The sequence below is a fragment of the Labrenzia sp. R5_0 genome (genome assembly GCF_017743835.1).
In the GTDB taxonomy this organism is placed as follows: domain Bacteria; phylum Pseudomonadota; class Alphaproteobacteria; order Rhizobiales; family Stappiaceae; genus Roseibium; species Roseibium algicola.
In genome coordinates this window covers 756272-770761 of the sequence record NZ_JAGHRK010000001.1, presented here as the reverse complement: position 1 = coordinate 770761, position 14490 = coordinate 756272, and the positions used below count along the sequence as shown (strand labels likewise).

Genomic DNA, 14490 nt, shown 5'->3' with positions numbered 1-14490 from the left:
ATTCCTCCGAGGACCATTTGCCGCTTCGCACTGGCTTAGGCGATCCACGCTGCGGTTGCAATTGCAGCTGCGGGCCGCCATCTGAGGGAAGCCTACCGAAGCCCCGCCAGATTTTCCGAACCGAGGCCCTGATGCCAACTCCCCGAAAGAAGATCCTCATTGCCTCTCTGGGCACGCGCGGAGACGTTCAGCCCTATGTTGCCCTGGCACGCGACCTGGCAAAGATGGGAGCCGACGTCGTGGTGACGACGGGAGAAGGTTTCGATGACATGATCACCGCCGCCGGTGCCCGGTCACGGCCGGTTCCACTCGATTATCAAGCCCTTCTGCAAAATGAGGACATTCAGGCTGCGCTGTTCACGTTGAAGGGCAAAATCCGTGCAGCCCGCAAGAATATCGATCTGCAGAAGGAGGCAGCCCGGCGCCTCTGGCAGATCGGCATGCAGGAAAAACCGGACCTTATCCTGTTCAATCTCAAGGCAACTGTTCTGACACTTGTGGCCCGTCATCTCGACGTACCCGCCCTGCCGACAGCGCTTCAGCCGGTGAGCGCGGCAACGGGTTCCTTTCCACTACCGCTTTTCGGGTTGCCCGACCTCGGTCCTTTCCTGAATCGGCAAAGTTTTGCCATCGGTCGCTCTCTGATGCGGCTGGGTATCGCGCCGCTCGCAAAGGCCGTCCGCGCGGAAGCGGGGACGAAGGATGCGCCTGCCCATTCGGGCGATCTGATGGACGGCCATATGCCCGGCGGAGGATCGCCGCTGTCCCTTCAGGCTTTTTCCCGGGGTCTCGTGCCAACACCACCAGACTGGCCGGACAACAACTGGGCCTGCGGCTATTGGCTGACCGAACCTGATCCGAACTACGTTCCGCCGGAAGACCTGGCCTTGTTTCTGGAAAGCGGCCCGGAGCCAATCTATCTGGGCTTTGGCTCCATGCCGAGCAGGAACCCGGCAAAGCTGACAGAAACCGTGCTTGCAGCCCTGGAACAAACCGGCCAACGTGCGATCCTGGCGACGGGCTGGGGAGGATTGTCCGGGCAAGGCCTGCCGCGGACACTTTCAGGCCGCGTCTTCCTGCTGGATAAAGCACCTCACAGCTGGCTTTTCCCGCGTTGCGCGGCAATCGTTCACCACGGTGGTGCCGGCACCACCCACGAAGCCCTGCGCTGGGGCAAACCTTCGCTGGTCTGTCCCGTCTTTGGCGATCAGCCCTTCTGGGGCGCGCAGGTTCACAAAATCGGAGCCGGGCCTGCACCGATCCGGCAAAAGTCGCTCACTCCTTCGAAACTCGCCCGGGCGCTGATGCAGCTCGAAGACCCTGTGTATCGTGTCGGTGCCAAACGGGTGGCAGACATCATGGCAAGCGAACCGGGTGCGCGAGGTACGGCAGAGCGGCTCCTGTCGATGATCGGCGCTGACAGGATCTGATTAGACTATGCCGTCTAAAACCAAGCTACGTACCTGAAAAGGCGGCTTCGGCCCCGAAGGCTGTTGCCAGAAACCGCGTCATGCAGGCGACCCGTTCGACAGAGCGAAGGTCGGGATGGGTCAGCACCCAGAGCTCATTTGCTGGTACGTCATTGGTGAGGGCCAGTTTCTGCAAGCCGCCTTGTGCGACATCCGCCGGAACGAGGCATATCCCCAGCCCCTTGCGCGCCAATGCAGCCATGGTCATCAGATCATCGCTTCGGACCGCTATCCTGTCGCGATGCGTCCTGTCCATCTGTTGGAAACCGGGCCGCTGGGATAGCAGTCCGCTTGCGCCAATCAGGTCATGTGTTGTGAGATCGGCCGAATTCGACGGCGCGTCCTTGCGCTCCAGATAGCTCTGGCTTGCGAAATAGGCCCAGGGAATATCTGCGACCTTGCGTCCGATCAGGTGTTCGGGCGGAGATGACGTGACCCGCAGGGCGATCTCCGCAGCCCTGCTGGACATGTTGAGTTCCTCGTTGGAAGTCAACAGCTCAACGGTGATGTCGGGAAACCGGGCTCTGAAATCGCCTAGGTAGCCAGGAAGGAAATGGGCTGCGAAACTTGCGGGGGCCGTCAATCGAATTCGCCCCTTCAAAGCCAGATCCGCCCCGGATATCCGCCTGTCGATGTCCTCCATGGCAACGACAACAGACTGCGCCAGGTCCAGAATTTCGGCACCAGCCTCGGTCGGCCTGTAACGGCCCTTCACCTTTTCGAACAATCTGGAGCCAAGCTGCTCTTCCAGAGAACGGATGTGCCTGAACGCCGTGGCATGGCTGATTGCGAGCTTTTCAGCAGCCTTGCCGAGACTGCTGGTCTCGGCGACCGCGTGAAACGTTCGAAGGTAGTTCCAATCCATCATGTTCTTTCAAATTTGAAAACTTCCACCTTAAATCTGCCTATTCCAAACATTTTTGCAAACACCTAAATCCATCACGCCGGCACCGCACACACCAATTTTCAGGAGAAACTTATGATCGGATATACGTCTTTGGGAACCAACGACCTGAAGCGGTCAGCAGCGTTTTACGACGCATTGCTGGCTGAACTCGGCGCACAGCGGCTGATGGAGTTCGATGACTTCATCGTCTGGGCGAACCAGCCGACCACGTCAGCCTTTTCCGTGCATATTCCTTATGACGGCAAACAGGCGACCGTCGGCAATGGCGTCATGGTCGCATTGTCCGCACAGAACCGGGCACAGGTCGACGCGGTCTACCGCAAAGCCATAGAGCTTGGCGCGGCGGACGAAGGCAAGCCCGGCCAGCGCGCCGACAACGGCTTTTATGCCGCCTATTTTCGGGACCTGGACGGCAACAAGCTGAACGTGCACCACATGGTCTGAGCTCAAATCGTTTCCATGCAAGAGCGATCAACAGTGTTGATCGCTCTTTCCTTTTTGGCCGCAGCCTGACACAACTAGACAGCCCGCCGAATAGGAGTCACCCGTCCGTGTTTCCCGCCCGCTATACCGTTTTCATTCTTTGTATCGTACTTGCCCTGGTTGCACTTGTCCTGACGTTTGCCCTCAGCGGCTACTTCGTCTGGCCATTTCTGGTTTTTGCAGTGCTCTCAGCGATCGGTTATCTCGATGTCCGCCAGACCCGACATGCGATCCTGCGCAACTATCCTGTTTCCGGTCATTTCCGTTTCCTGTTCGAAGCGATCCGGCCGGAACTGCGCCAGTATTTCTTTGAAAGCAATCAGGACGGCAGACCGTTTTCGCGGGAGCGGCGCTCCATGGTTTATGACCGGGCGAAGGATATCGAGGATGTTCTGCCGTTCGGTACAGAACTTGACGTCTACGACACTTCCTATGGCTGGGTGAACCATTCGATCTGTCCCAAACCGCACAACCATGAAGACATGCGCGTGACGATTGGCGGACCGGACTGCAAACAGCCTTATTCGGCTTCCCTCTACAACATTTCGGCCATGAGCTTCGGTTCGCTCTCCGGCAATGCCATTCTGGCTTTGAACAAGGGCGCCAAGGCAGGCGGTTTCTATCACGACACCGGGGAAGGCAGCGTTTCGCGCTATCACCGGCAAGGTGGTGGCGATCTGGTCTGGGAACTTGGCAGCGGCTATTTCGGCTGCCGCGCGGACGATGGCACTTTCGATGCCGAAAAGTTCGCCAAGCAGGCTGTCGAACCGCAGATCAAGATGATCGAAATCAAGATGAGCCAGGGGGCCAAGCCTGGTCATGGCGGTGTACTGCCCGGACCGAAAGTGACGGAAGAAATCGCCGAAGCTCGCGGCGTTCCGATCGGCACCGACTGCATATCACCTGCCTCTCATTCCGCTTTCTCGACCCCGGTTGAACTGCTGCATTTCATCGTTCAGTTGCGGGAGCTCTCAGGTGGCAAGCCGGTCGGCTTCAAGCTGTGCATCGGTCATCGCTGGGAATTCATGGCCATCGTCAAGGCCATGCTGAAGACCGGCATCAAGCCGGATTTCATCGTGGTCGACGGCGCCGAAGGCGGGACAGGCGCCGCACCGGTGGAATTTGCCAACAGGCTGGGAACGCCCCTGCGCCAGGGTCTGACCTTCGTACACAACTGCCTGGTTGGCACGGGCCTTCGCGAAGATATCCGGATCGGTGCCGCCGGCAAGCTGATCAGCGCATTCGACATTGCAGGGGCGTTGGCTTTGGGCGCTGACTGGGTCAACTCTGCGCGCGGCTTCATGTTCGCAGTCGGCTGCATCCAGTCCCAGAGCTGCCACACCAATCGTTGCCCCACCGGCGTCGCCACGCAGGATCCCAAGCGCCAGCAGGCCCTGGTTGTTCCCGACAAGGCGCAGCGCGTCGCGAATTTTCATCGCAACACGCTGAAGTCCCTTCGGGATTTTTCGGCTGCTGCCGGGCTCAGCCATCCGCGCGAGTTCAAGCCGGAACATTTCTATCTGCACGAAGGTCTTCGCGAAATCATGCCGGCCAGCGTCGCGCTGTCCTGGTTGAAGAAGGGGGCCCTCCTGGAAAAGTCGCACAACATTCCGGGCTACTCGACCTATTGGGAAATGGCGGAAGCAGAAAGCTTTCACCCGGCCAAGTCGGTGGAAGCTGCAAAGTCCGCCCACGCCTAGGAATAAAACGTCAGCGGGGGCCTTGCGTCGTCCTTCAAGGTGAAGGTTTCCGGGAAACAGGCTTTCTCGAGGCGCGCACCTGCTGCCTATCCTCCCAACCGGGCTATGCCTACGGCTCACATGATATCCATGGCTGCAAGGTGACCATTTCTTGCAGCTAAAAACGAACAGACGTCAGTCGAGCTGGCGCGCCAGTTGAACGGCAAAATCACCAGCCTCATGCGAGCGGATGACCGCGTGGCGAACGAGGTCGTCAAAGTGGCTGGAGAAGAGCTGGACGTGGCGCGTGTTGGAAAACGCCAGGTAGCGCTGCCCGAGGTAGAGTGCCGCCCATTTCTGCCCGAAGACCGTGAAAGGTGCGGAGAACCGGTCGGTCGCGCCGAAGAGATGCAGACGTAGCGAGGGGTAAAGCTCGCTCAAGGTAAGCCCCATGACCTCCAGCTGTTCGCGACGCAGGTCAACCGGAAGCCCCTGCCATAGCCCCTCCCCGCGCGCAAAGCCTTCCAGCGCCTCTTTCGAGAGGGCGATTTCCATGTCGGATTCCGCCCGGCTGAGGAGTGCCCTCTGATCCCTTGTGCCGGTTATGGCCTGGTCGGCGGTGCGCAACGTTTCGCCGGAGTATTCGAAAGCCAGAACAGCTTCGGTCTTGAGGACATCCGGCAGGTTGGCAGGCACATGCCGGATTTTCGCCCCGACCGCATCGCGATACCAGGCGAGCAGATGTTCATCGACCGGGTGCCGCTCGGTCTCGGCCACCTGAACTGCCTGATCCAGGATTTCGGCCGCGGCCCCGCGGTGGGTGGAAAGACCAAGCAACCAGTCGGAAGAAACGCTGAGCGCGGTCGCAATGGCAGCCAATGCCTGCCCGTTTGGCAGGCGGGGTGCATCTTCCGACAACAGCTGGGAAACGGTTGACCGGTCGAGGCCGGCACCGCGAGCCAGATCCGATCGGTTCATATCCCGGCTGCGCAAGGCATCCGACAGGCGTTCGCGAAAAAGTACGGCGCGGTCTCTCTTGTCCATGAGAGGAGTATTGTCAGCCGGATTTCGGAAAATCAACACAAGCTGACATTTTCCCGAAGCACCAGCCTCTGGGAAGCTCACGCAAACAAGGTGCTTTTCACCAGACCCTATTCAGCAGCGCTGAGCGCCAGGAAACCACCTGATTGACGTTCCCAAAGCGCAGCGTAAAGACCACCGGAGGCTAGCAGCTCGCGGTGTGTACCTTCTTCCGCAATCCGGCCTTGATCCATCACCACGAGCCGGTCCATTGCGGCAATGGTCGACAGACGGTGGGCAACGGCCAGCGTGGTGCGCCCTTCCATCATGCGGGTGAGGTTCTGCTGAATGGCAAGCTCGGCTTCACTATCGAGGGCAGAGGTTGCCTCATCGAGGATCAGGATCGGCGCATCTTTCAAAAGCACCCTGGCGATCGTGATACGTTGGCGCTGACCGCCGGATAGTTTGACACCGCGATCGCCCACATGGGCATCCAACCTCGTCCGGCCCTTGCTGTCCTTCTGCTCCTCAATGAAATCGAGCGCTTCGGCAGCACGGGCAACCGCACGGATCTCCTCGTCGGTGGCTTCCGGCCTGCCATAGCGAATGTTGTCGCGGATCGACCGGTTCAAAAGGGAGATGTCCTGGGTGACAACGCCGATCCGGCTGCGCAGAGATGCCTGGGTGACATCGCGCACGTCCTGCCCGTCGATCGAAATCCGGCCTTCGGTCACGTCCCGCAAGCGCATCAGTAAAGACACAGCGGTCGATTTGCCGGCGCCGGACAGGCCAACCAGACCGACACGCTCACCCGGCTTGATTGTCAGGTTGAACTTGTCCAGGACCGGCTTGCGGTCGCTCTGATAGGCAAAGGACACGTTGTCGAAGCGGATTTCCCCGGCGCTGACATTCAGCTCGCCGGCATCCGGCGGGTCGATGATTGCCGGCCGGCTCGTCATGATCGGCATGGCATCGCGGATCGTACCGAGCGTGCTGGTGATCGACTGTCCGATCCCTATGAAGCTGGACGACGCGTGGGACAGCGAGCGTGTGACGGTCAGCCCGGCGACAAAGTCGCCAATCGAGACCCACCCCTTCATCATGCCCCAGAAGCCAATGACCACCACAGCCAGGATCAACAGCACGTTCAGAAAATAGACGCCGCTGTCGGTCAGGATATAGGACCGGTTCTCACTGTGCCTGGTGTCGATTGTTTCGCCGATGACCTTGCGAATGGCACCGGCTTCCGAATCTTCCGCCGCAAACAGTTTGACCATCGCGATGTTGGAATAGACGTCTGTCATCGCGCCGGTGGCCTTGGAATTTGCCGCTGCCACCTTGGCAGAGCGCTGCAGATAGGCCGGGATCGCCAACCAGGCGACGAGGATATTCGCACAGATCCAGAACAATACCGGAATGGCCAGCGGCCAGGCCATGGCCAGAAGCAGCAGGAACGATCCGCCAAACTGAATGACCAGGAACGGAACCGTCTCGATGGACAGCATCATCTGACGGTGAACCGACATGGTGACCTGGGCAATGCGGGAGGCAACCTGACCGGCGAAAGTGTCCTCGAAGAAAGCCAGGTCCTGTGCTTCCACGGCCTTGTGCGCCTGCCAGCGCATTGCCGCCGGCAGAAGAATGCGCACGGTCTGGAAGGCAAAGGTCTGGCGCAGGAGAAAGGCGAGCGGATCAATAATCACGAAGAGGAGGAAGAAACCGGCCAGGATGGTGAGGTTGTCTTTCAGAAACGCCTGCGCGCCTGCCTCGGTCACACCGTCGACCACGAAAGCTATCGCCCAGATGCCCGCAAGACCCAGTCCGGAGGAGATCATCGCCAGGCAGGAAACGATTACCAGTTGCCAGCGGAACATCATCGCGAAATGCCAGACCAGCTTCAGCGGCCCTTCATCCGGAAGAGGCGTGACAGGCAGTTCCAGCGGTTTGATGTGGGTTTCGAACGGATGGAAATACCGATCGATGAGCCGCGCAAGCAGCGGCCTGGCGATTGACACGCAAAACACTCCTCGACTGGACCAGCGCCTGATCAGGCCGCTGGCTCAATCCTGTAAACACAGCGACGACCGCCCGAGAGCTGATGTTCGGTACGTTCGACCGAGACACCTGGCCCAAGTACATCCTTGAAAAGATTGAGTTCCGACCGGCAGAACCCCTGACAGGCCGTTGCCGCGGCACAGATCGAACAGTGATTTTCGATCAGCAGGTAGCCTGCCCCTTCCGGAACAAGATCGGCCATGTAGCCTTCCCGGTTGCGCAGATCGGCAAGCACTTCCAGCTTGCCGCGCAGATCCGGCGCCTTGCCAACCGCTTCGGTATAGGATTTCCGGCTTTGCGCTTCACGGTGGGCAATCAGCTTGTCGACACCTTCTTCGCCGAAAATTTCGTTCAGGCCGGAAATCAACCCGAGCACCAGGTTGGAATGATTGTCGGGAAACTGCTTGTGCCCGTCCGGTGTCAGGTCCCAGACCCGCTTGGGCCGGCCAACCGAACCTTTCTGATCATCGAAGTCCACCAGTCCGTCCTGCAACAGGCCGTCCAGATGCTGGCGAACAGCCACTGACGTCACCTTCAACCCGCTGGCAAGATCTGCCGCAGTCTGTGGGCCGGAGGATTTCAGCGCGTTCAAAAGCCGGGTTCGAGTACGATCTGCCATAGCCGTCTATATAGCGTATTTCAAAGATAAAAAAATAGTCTGCTTATCTTATTGTGAAGCGACCAGAGCATTTCCCGCCAACAAGCCTGCCTTGGCAGCCACGTTTATTTGCCAAGCGTGGCGGGAGCATGCAAGAAATGTCACTATAATATCCTGCGATGAACCGTTGTCCGGCGCCGGCCCAACTTAGTGCCTGATTGCTTGATCACACGGTTTTCGCCTTGAAATATTTCGTAACCGTCGCGTCAGCATTTCCTATAGGCGCTTTAACTCTTCAAGAACCCCAATGCGACGCAAAGTCAGGAAAGTCGCCTTCATAACAATTCTTTATCTCATTTTGATTAGAAGAAATATCAATGGAGAAAATGATGGAAAAAATCAGGGCTTTCCTGAGATGGATGATGATCGATCCTCGCCATCCGGAAATTGCACAGGCTCAGTACAATGAGCTCAAGACCCAGATTCCGTCGCTCTATGCCCTCCTCATGGTCAATGCGGTTGCCGTTGCCTATACCCATTTCGATATCGCGCCGACTTATCTGACCGTCGGAATTCTTGCGCCGATCCTGTTGATCACGACCTTTCGCATGGTGGCCTGGATACGCGCCCGCAAAGTTGACCCGACACCGCAAGAAGCGATCAGCAAGATGCGGCAGACCGTCATTCTCGGCAGTCTGGTGTCCGTCATCTACATTGCCTGGTCGCTGAGCCTGGACGGCTATGGCGGACCTGCGGAGCGCGGTCATGTGGCGCTTTTCATCGCCATCACCGTCATCGGCTGCATCTTCTGTCTGATGCATCTGCCGCAGGCTGCCCTGATGGTCATGGTGATCGTGACGATCCCTTATCTGGTGCACTATCTCGGCCAGAACCAGGACGTCTACATTGCCATAGGGCTCAATATCTTCCTGGTGTGCCTGGTCGTCCTGCAGGTTCTTCTGAACGGCTATCGAGGGTTCTGCAAACTGATTGAATCGCAATCGGACCTGGCCGCCAAACAGAAAGAAACGGAGCGTCTCAACGCAGAAAACTCCAAGCTTGCCCAAACCGACGCGCTTACCGACCTGCCGAACCGACGCTATTTCTTCAACCGGCTTGAAGCCCTGATCAGTGAAGTGGAAGGCACGGACCGGCAGTTTGCGGTCGGCGTCGTCGACCTGGACCGGTTCAAGCCCATCAACGACACCTATGGCCACCAGTTGGGCGACCAATTGCTGATGGAAGTCGGCTCGCGCCTGAAAAGCCTTGGACTGCCGAATGTCGAGATCTGCCGTCTCGGCGGCGACGAGTTCGGTTTCCTTTATCTCGGAGACATCTACGAGGCAGCCTCGACGGGGCAGTCTATTTGCGAACTGATCAGCCGCCCCTATCGGATCGGTGAACTGCAGGTTTCTGTCGGCGCGTCCTGCGGCATTGCGTTCTATCCTGACGCCGGCACTTCTGCCCATGTTCTGTTCGACCGGTCCGACTACGCCCTTTACAATTCCAAGACCAGCCTGCGCGGCCGCACGACGGTCTATTCGGCTGAACATGAAGCCCGCATCCGCTCGGAACGGGCCATCGAGGCCGCGCTTCAAAGCGCAGATCTTGTCAGCGAATTCCAGGTCTATTTCCAGCCTGTCGTCCAGTTGCCGGAACGGTTCGTTGTCGGCTTCGAGGCGTTGGCGCGGTGGGACACCCCCCAGCTTGGCAGGATTGCCCCCGACAAGTTCATTCCCATTGCCGAGCGCGCCGGCCTGATCCACAGGCTGACCTTGTCGCTGTTCGAAAAGGCGGTCGAGCAGATCAAGGCCCTGCCCGGAACGCTCTCGCTATCCTTCAATCTATCCGCACATGACGTCACCTCCGCCGAGACAGTGGCTGCGCTGCTCGAGATCATCCGCCGCGCGGCGATAGACCCGCGGCGGATCACCTTCGAAATTACCGAGACTTCCGTGATCGGCAGTTATGAAGCGGCTGAAACCTGTCTGCAGGTTCTTCGCAATGCCGGTGTCAAACTCGCGCTCGATGACTTCGGCACCGGTTATTCCAGCCTTGGCTACCTGCACCGACTGCCTATCGACTGCGTCAAGATCGACCGCAGTTTCGTTGCCGGTATCAAGGACCCGATCGCGAGCGGCGTCGTGACCTCCATCGTCAACCTGTGCCGGTCCATGAAGATGCAGTGCGTGGTGGAAGGCGTTGAAGAAAGCAACCAGTTGGAACTTCTGGAAGCGATGCATTGCCGTTTGGTCCAGGGATACCATTTCAGCGCTCCCCTGCCTTTCGAGGACCTTCTTGCCGATGCCAGGGAAAATGGAAGGGTTGCAGGGCTGCCCCTGTCCGGCACTGCCGGGGCCAGCAGCTTTCAGTTCTTCCGCGCCTGACCGGCGATCCGGACCAATTCCACCGGACCTCTTCTAATCCGTCCGGGATTTGTTTACCGCTCCGGTCTCAACCTCAAAAATCCGGGACCTGTTCATGACCGGCGGCACCAAGCGGCAAAAAGACATGCGCAAGGCCTTGCGGGTCCTGCTGCCGCGCGTTCCCTTTTCAGATGCGGAAGCCATTCTCGAAGTTGCCCTCGCCGGACACCTGCGCCATCTGCCGCCCGGCATTGCCCTCTGGCAGGCCACCACCAGTCATGTCAGGCACGCCCTGACCGACTACGATACGTTGCTGGACGAAGGTTATGACCGTGACGCTGCCCGGTTCTTCGTGCTGGACGAAATGAATGACGTTCTGAGCTCCTGGGGATGTGCGAAACGCCTGGAAGCTGACGATACGTCCCCAACCGAGGACTGACATCGGCGCTTAAAGCGGATCCGTGCCCATCACACACGACCCGGGATGTGATTTGCGGGCGACCTGCCGTTACGGCCGCCTGGCGATCAAATCGATCTCGACCAGCGCATCGACGGCAAGGCCCGACACGCCAATACAGGTACGACCCGGCAATTTACCGGGTTCGAAAAATGACCGGTAGGTGTCGTTCATCTCCTGATAATCGCGTTTGAATTCAGTCAGATAGACACGAATGAAAGTCGTGTTTTCAAGGCCGAGCCCGAGGCCGCCCAGAACGAGCTTCAGGTTTTCCATCACCCGCACAGTCTGCGCCTCTATGCCTTCCGGTAGCGGGGCGTCCGGATCGTCCGGCAGTGTCGGCATCTGGCCGGTTACAAACACCCAGCCGTCAATTTCGACGGCATGGGAGAATGGCGCGACCGGCTGTGGCGCCTGGTCGATCATGTGGTGGATCGGCAGCATGGAGGCTCCTGTTGGACGGTTATGACAGAGCATCCAGACTAGAGAATATCGGGCACCTCGGGAAACAGGTTTCCCTCGCTGCGAGCCTTAAATCTAGATGCGCTCGTAGATCCACTGTTCAGGAACATGGGCGGTGACCGCCTCGCCCGCCGCAACCTTCCCCGGGATTTCGACATAGCCAACAAGTCCTCGCAGGCGCTTTGCCTTTTGCGGGAACAACAGGTCCAGTCCTTCCCGGCCGGGATTGGCTTCGGCGATCGCCTCGCCTGCGAAACGGCAGGGTTTGTTGTCACCGTCCACACGAATAACCAGACCGCCCTCGAACACCAGCCGGGTGCGCGGTGGCACCATCGTAAGGTTGGGAATGCCGGACAAGGTAATGTTGCCGCCGATCCATTCGGCTTTCAGTTCGGCAATCTCCATGCGAGTGGCAATCAACGAAAGTTCCTCGGCGGACAGGATGGATATCTGGCGCTCATTGCACATTTCCGTGCCACGCGGATACCAGGGTTCACGGCCACCGGACCTCCGGGTGTATCCGCCATGCCGGTCTCCCGAAATGCCTTCGAACGTCATCTCCAAAGCATCCGTTGCAGTGGTCCTGAAGTCTTCCGCAGAGACTGTCCTGAAAACGCCCTCCACCTTGCCGCTTGTCCTGAATGCAGGCGTAATCCGAAAATCATCGGCAAGAAGCTGGAGCTGGTCTGTCATGCGGGGTCTCCTGTCGCAGTCGAGAGGCGATGCTAGGGCGCTGGCGCCTTCCTGACCAACAAAACTCATTGATGTTTTCATAAGCGCGGAAGATCGATCCGCTGCCCCAGTATTTGCGGTGGTGAAAGCTATCTTCAGGCAGGGCCGGAGAGGAATTTCTCCTTGCGCAAGCCGTCCAGGCATCGGACGATTTTCCGCGCGTGGTAGAGCATCGCAACCCAACCGGTTTCCAGCGCAAGATTGCCTGTTGCGCCCTCGGGCATGGCTGTCATCCAGTCATCTTCCAGGCCCGGGACGGTCTGCCTCGGGCGTCCATCCAGGACAGCCGAGAACTCATCTTCCAGACGCTTGTCCATGCGAGCGACAAGCGCCTCTATCCCCGACCTGGCCTGAGCTTCCACCGTTTCCCGCGTGACGTCGGAACGGGCATCGCGGTAAAGCACCACGTATTGGGCCAGAACGATCACCAGCATGTTGAGGTCGCTGGCGGAGCGTGTGAACGACGACCAGGGAGCTTGCTCGATCCGATAGGACCTGGCGGTGGCGATCAGCGTGCTCGCTGCCGTTCGAAGCCGGGCGAGGTCCTGAAGGTCCGTATCCGCCTTGCCGCCTTCCGCCCGCAGGCAATTTCGGCACGCGTTGAGGTAATCGGACGCCAGCCCCTTGAAGCTTGCGCCGGTGCGGTTGGGAAACAGCAGCCATGCCGCAGCAAGCCCCACGCCTGCGCCAATCATCGTGTCGTAGAGACGCGACCAGAGTTCGTCGATGGGCAGACCTTCAAGCGTCTGAAGCCCCATGACCACCAGGAAACTGATGATACCGGAGGCGATGGCGTAATTGCGGTCGAGGAAAACGATGACCCCGGGTATGGCAATGACAACCAGTACCAGCCTGACGGACGGAAACTCCGCCAGGGCCGGGTCGACCAGCATGGCCAGAACAACGCCGCCCGCCGTCCCGCCGATCCGCTGTGTGGTTCGGAGCAGTGTCGCCCCAAGGCTGTTCGACAGCACGATGATGATGGTGAGCGTGACCCAATAGGCGTGATTGAGATCGAACGCGAGCCCCAGGGAAAAGCCGATCCCGGCTGCGACACCTGCCTGAAGTGACAGGCGCCAGGAAAGCTTCCGCAACCAGCCGCCCTCGCGGCTGTCGTCATCCGTACCGAGGCTCAGGCGAACCGGCTGGTCTTTTGCCGCCAGCAGCCACAGACGCTTGAAAGCCTGGGCAATGCGCAATTCCTGAAACCGGTCATGTGCAGTTACTGCCGCATCGGCCTGCAGCCAGCTCGCGGCAGGTGCGCTTTCGCCGGATTTGCCTTCCCCGACATCGCTCTCTTCCGGAACGCCCTCACCGGTTTCCAGGCGATGGACAAGCCGGTCGACCGCACGGCCAAAGCCGTCGTCTTGCGCCAGACGGGTGCGTGCGTCCCGGGACAGCTGGTCGCGTGCATCGCCCACCACTTCCAGGGCGAGTTCCACCATGATAGCCGCTTCCGGCGACATGCCCTGCAACTCACCTTCCGGTCTGAGCAGATCGGCGCAGACCTGAAGTTCCATGCGCAGCTTCGCAAGATCCCTGATCCGAACGGCCGCATCGCCGGACGAACCGGTCGCCCGGCCTGACAGCTGCCTCAGATAGGTTGCCATCGCCTGACGATTTGCAGCTTCGACCCGCAGGTAGGTTCGGTATGTCGAAGGCCGCCAGGGCCCTGTGCGAACCACGAGCGCTGTCACCATTCCAAGCACCGCCATGACCGGAAGCCAGAGGCCGGGCGATCCTCCGACGTTGCCGAGGACCACGAAAAGCCAGCAAATCGCCATGCTGCGCCCAGCGCGTTGCCAGAAGGGACCAAGCCCCTGCATGGCAAAGCCGAGCATGATCGCGGCGATCCAGAGCCCTTGCAGAACGGTTGAGGCGCTTTTCCCCGACAGCTCGGCGACAACAGCCCCGAGAGCAAACAGGGACGTCAGCAGAACGCCAAGCTTCAGGATACCGAGGACCTCGGCCTTTCTGGTGGAAACCGGCGTGAACATCAGGCAGTGCCCGCCGCTAGCGGCTGCCAGAACGGCCAGTTTGAAGGCCGACTGACCGGGCACGAAGCTTGCCACGACATTTGCCAGGAAGACCGCTCCGAGCACGGTCAGCATCAAATGAACGCCGCGCATCAGCCGCAGGCCGCCGGGGTCCGTGCGCAGGAGACTTGTCTTAATGTCCGAAGCGGCTTGCAGCATCTGTCTGACTTGAACCCGGCTCTTCAGGGCAAAAACCCCGACGTACTGAATAGAAATCTTTTATGCG

General features: G+C 59.3%; 12 protein-coding genes. 5 read left to right on the top strand and 7 right to left on the bottom strand.

Going from position 1 to position 14490, the window contains the following annotated elements:
- The first annotated feature begins 131 nt into the window (after positions 1-131).
- Entirely contained in the window at positions 132-1430 is a 1299-nt protein-coding gene (locus tag J7447_RS03580; protein ID WP_209168759.1) for a glycosyltransferase, read from the top strand.
- Between the two features lie 25 nt (positions 1431-1455).
- On the opposite strand, the gene J7447_RS03575 is transcribed toward J7447_RS03580, so the two are convergent.
- A complete protein-coding gene (locus J7447_RS03575) occupies positions 1456-2337 on the bottom strand; it encodes a LysR family transcriptional regulator (RefSeq protein WP_209168758.1) in 882 nt (293 codons plus the stop codon).
- Between the two features lie 111 nt (positions 2338-2448).
- On the opposite strand from J7447_RS03575, the gene J7447_RS03570 reads away from it, so the two are divergent.
- Positions 2449-2820: a VOC family protein gene (locus J7447_RS03570; protein ID WP_022997858.1), complete on the top strand. Its 372-nt coding sequence runs from the start codon at positions 2449-2451 to the stop codon at positions 2818-2820.
- Positions 2821-2927: 107 nt separating this feature from the next.
- Complete coding sequence (locus J7447_RS03565) at positions 2928-4559, top strand: FMN-binding glutamate synthase family protein (RefSeq protein ID WP_022997859.1); 1632 nt, start codon at positions 2928-2930, stop codon at positions 4557-4559.
- Between the two features lie 174 nt (positions 4560-4733).
- Here the strand turns inward: J7447_RS03565 and J7447_RS03560 are convergent, their stop codons facing one another.
- The 3 genes from J7447_RS03560 to J7447_RS03550 form a co-directional block, all read right to left on the bottom strand.
- Complete coding sequence (locus J7447_RS03560) at positions 4734-5582, bottom strand: helix-turn-helix transcriptional regulator (protein WP_022997860.1); 849 nt, start codon at positions 5580-5582, stop codon at positions 4734-4736.
- Positions 5583-5689: 107 nt separating this feature from the next.
- A complete protein-coding gene (locus J7447_RS03555; protein ID WP_353653741.1) occupies positions 5690-7573 on the bottom strand; it encodes an ABC transporter ATP-binding protein in 1884 nt (627 codons plus the stop codon).
- Positions 7574-7605: 32 nt separating this feature from the next.
- Positions 7606-8232, bottom strand: coding sequence for a metalloregulator ArsR/SmtB family transcription factor (locus J7447_RS03550; protein ID WP_062489490.1), 627 nt, complete (start codon positions 8230-8232; stop codon positions 7606-7608).
- A gap of 368 nt (positions 8233-8600) precedes the next feature.
- Here J7447_RS03550 and J7447_RS03545 point away from each other — a divergent pair, with 368 nt between their 5' ends.
- Both J7447_RS03545 and J7447_RS03540 read left to right on the top strand, forming a co-directional pair.
- Complete coding sequence (locus tag J7447_RS03545; protein WP_209168757.1) at positions 8601-10598, top strand: EAL domain-containing protein; 1998 nt, start codon at positions 8601-8603, stop codon at positions 10596-10598.
- A 94-nt stretch (positions 10599-10692) separates the two neighbouring features.
- Complete coding sequence (locus J7447_RS03540) at positions 10693-11016, top strand: DUF2293 domain-containing protein (RefSeq protein WP_055659520.1); 324 nt, start codon at positions 10693-10695, stop codon at positions 11014-11016.
- 69 nt (positions 11017-11085) lie between these two features.
- On the opposite strand, the gene J7447_RS03535 is transcribed toward J7447_RS03540, so the two are convergent.
- The 3 genes from J7447_RS03535 to J7447_RS03525 all read right to left on the bottom strand — a co-directional run bounded on the left by J7447_RS03535 (position 11086) and on the right by J7447_RS03525 (position 14423).
- Positions 11086-11478, bottom strand: a complete 393-nt coding sequence (locus J7447_RS03535) for a RidA family protein (protein ID WP_286188907.1) — start codon at positions 11476-11478, stop codon at positions 11086-11088.
- 93 nt (positions 11479-11571) lie between these two features.
- Positions 11572-12189: an MOSC domain-containing protein gene (locus tag J7447_RS03530; RefSeq protein ID WP_209168756.1), complete on the bottom strand. Its 618-nt coding sequence runs from the start codon at positions 12187-12189 to the stop codon at positions 11572-11574.
- A 134-nt stretch (positions 12190-12323) separates the two neighbouring features.
- Positions 12324-14423, bottom strand: a complete 2100-nt coding sequence (locus J7447_RS03525; protein WP_209168755.1) for an FUSC family protein — start codon at positions 14421-14423, stop codon at positions 12324-12326.
- Positions 14424-14490: the final 67 nt, after the last annotated feature.

Excerpts from the sequence above, each read along its gene's own strand:
- J7447_RS03540 (WP_055659520.1), top strand. The coding sequence starts at position 10,693 with ATGACCGGCGGCACCAAGCGGCAAAAAGACATGCGCAAGGCCTTGCGG.
- J7447_RS03535 (WP_286188907.1), bottom strand. The coding sequence starts at position 11,478 with ATGCTGCCGATCCACCACATGATCGACCAGGCGCCACAGCCGGTCGCG.
- J7447_RS03545 (WP_209168757.1), top strand. The coding sequence starts at position 8,601 with ATGGAAAAAATCAGGGCTTTCCTGAGATGGATGATGATCGATCCTCGC.
- J7447_RS03575 (WP_209168758.1), bottom strand. The coding sequence starts at position 2,337 with ATGATGGATTGGAACTACCTTCGAACGTTTCACGCGGTCGCCGAGACC.
- J7447_RS03580 (WP_209168759.1), top strand. The coding sequence starts at position 132 with ATGCCAACTCCCCGAAAGAAGATCCTCATTGCCTCTCTGGGCACGCGC.
- J7447_RS03550 (WP_062489490.1), bottom strand. The coding sequence starts at position 8,232 with ATGGCAGATCGTACTCGAACCCGGCTTTTGAACGCGCTGAAATCCTCC.
- J7447_RS03570 (WP_022997858.1), top strand. The coding sequence starts at position 2,449 with ATGATCGGATATACGTCTTTGGGAACCAACGACCTGAAGCGGTCAGCA.
- J7447_RS03530 (WP_209168756.1), bottom strand. The coding sequence starts at position 12,189 with ATGACAGACCAGCTCCAGCTTCTTGCCGATGATTTTCGGATTACGCCT.
- J7447_RS03525 (WP_209168755.1), bottom strand. The coding sequence starts at position 14,423 with ATGCTGCAAGCCGCTTCGGACATTAAGACAAGTCTCCTGCGCACGGAC.
- J7447_RS03560 (WP_022997860.1), bottom strand. The coding sequence starts at position 5,582 with ATGGACAAGAGAGACCGCGCCGTACTTTTTCGCGAACGCCTGTCGGAT.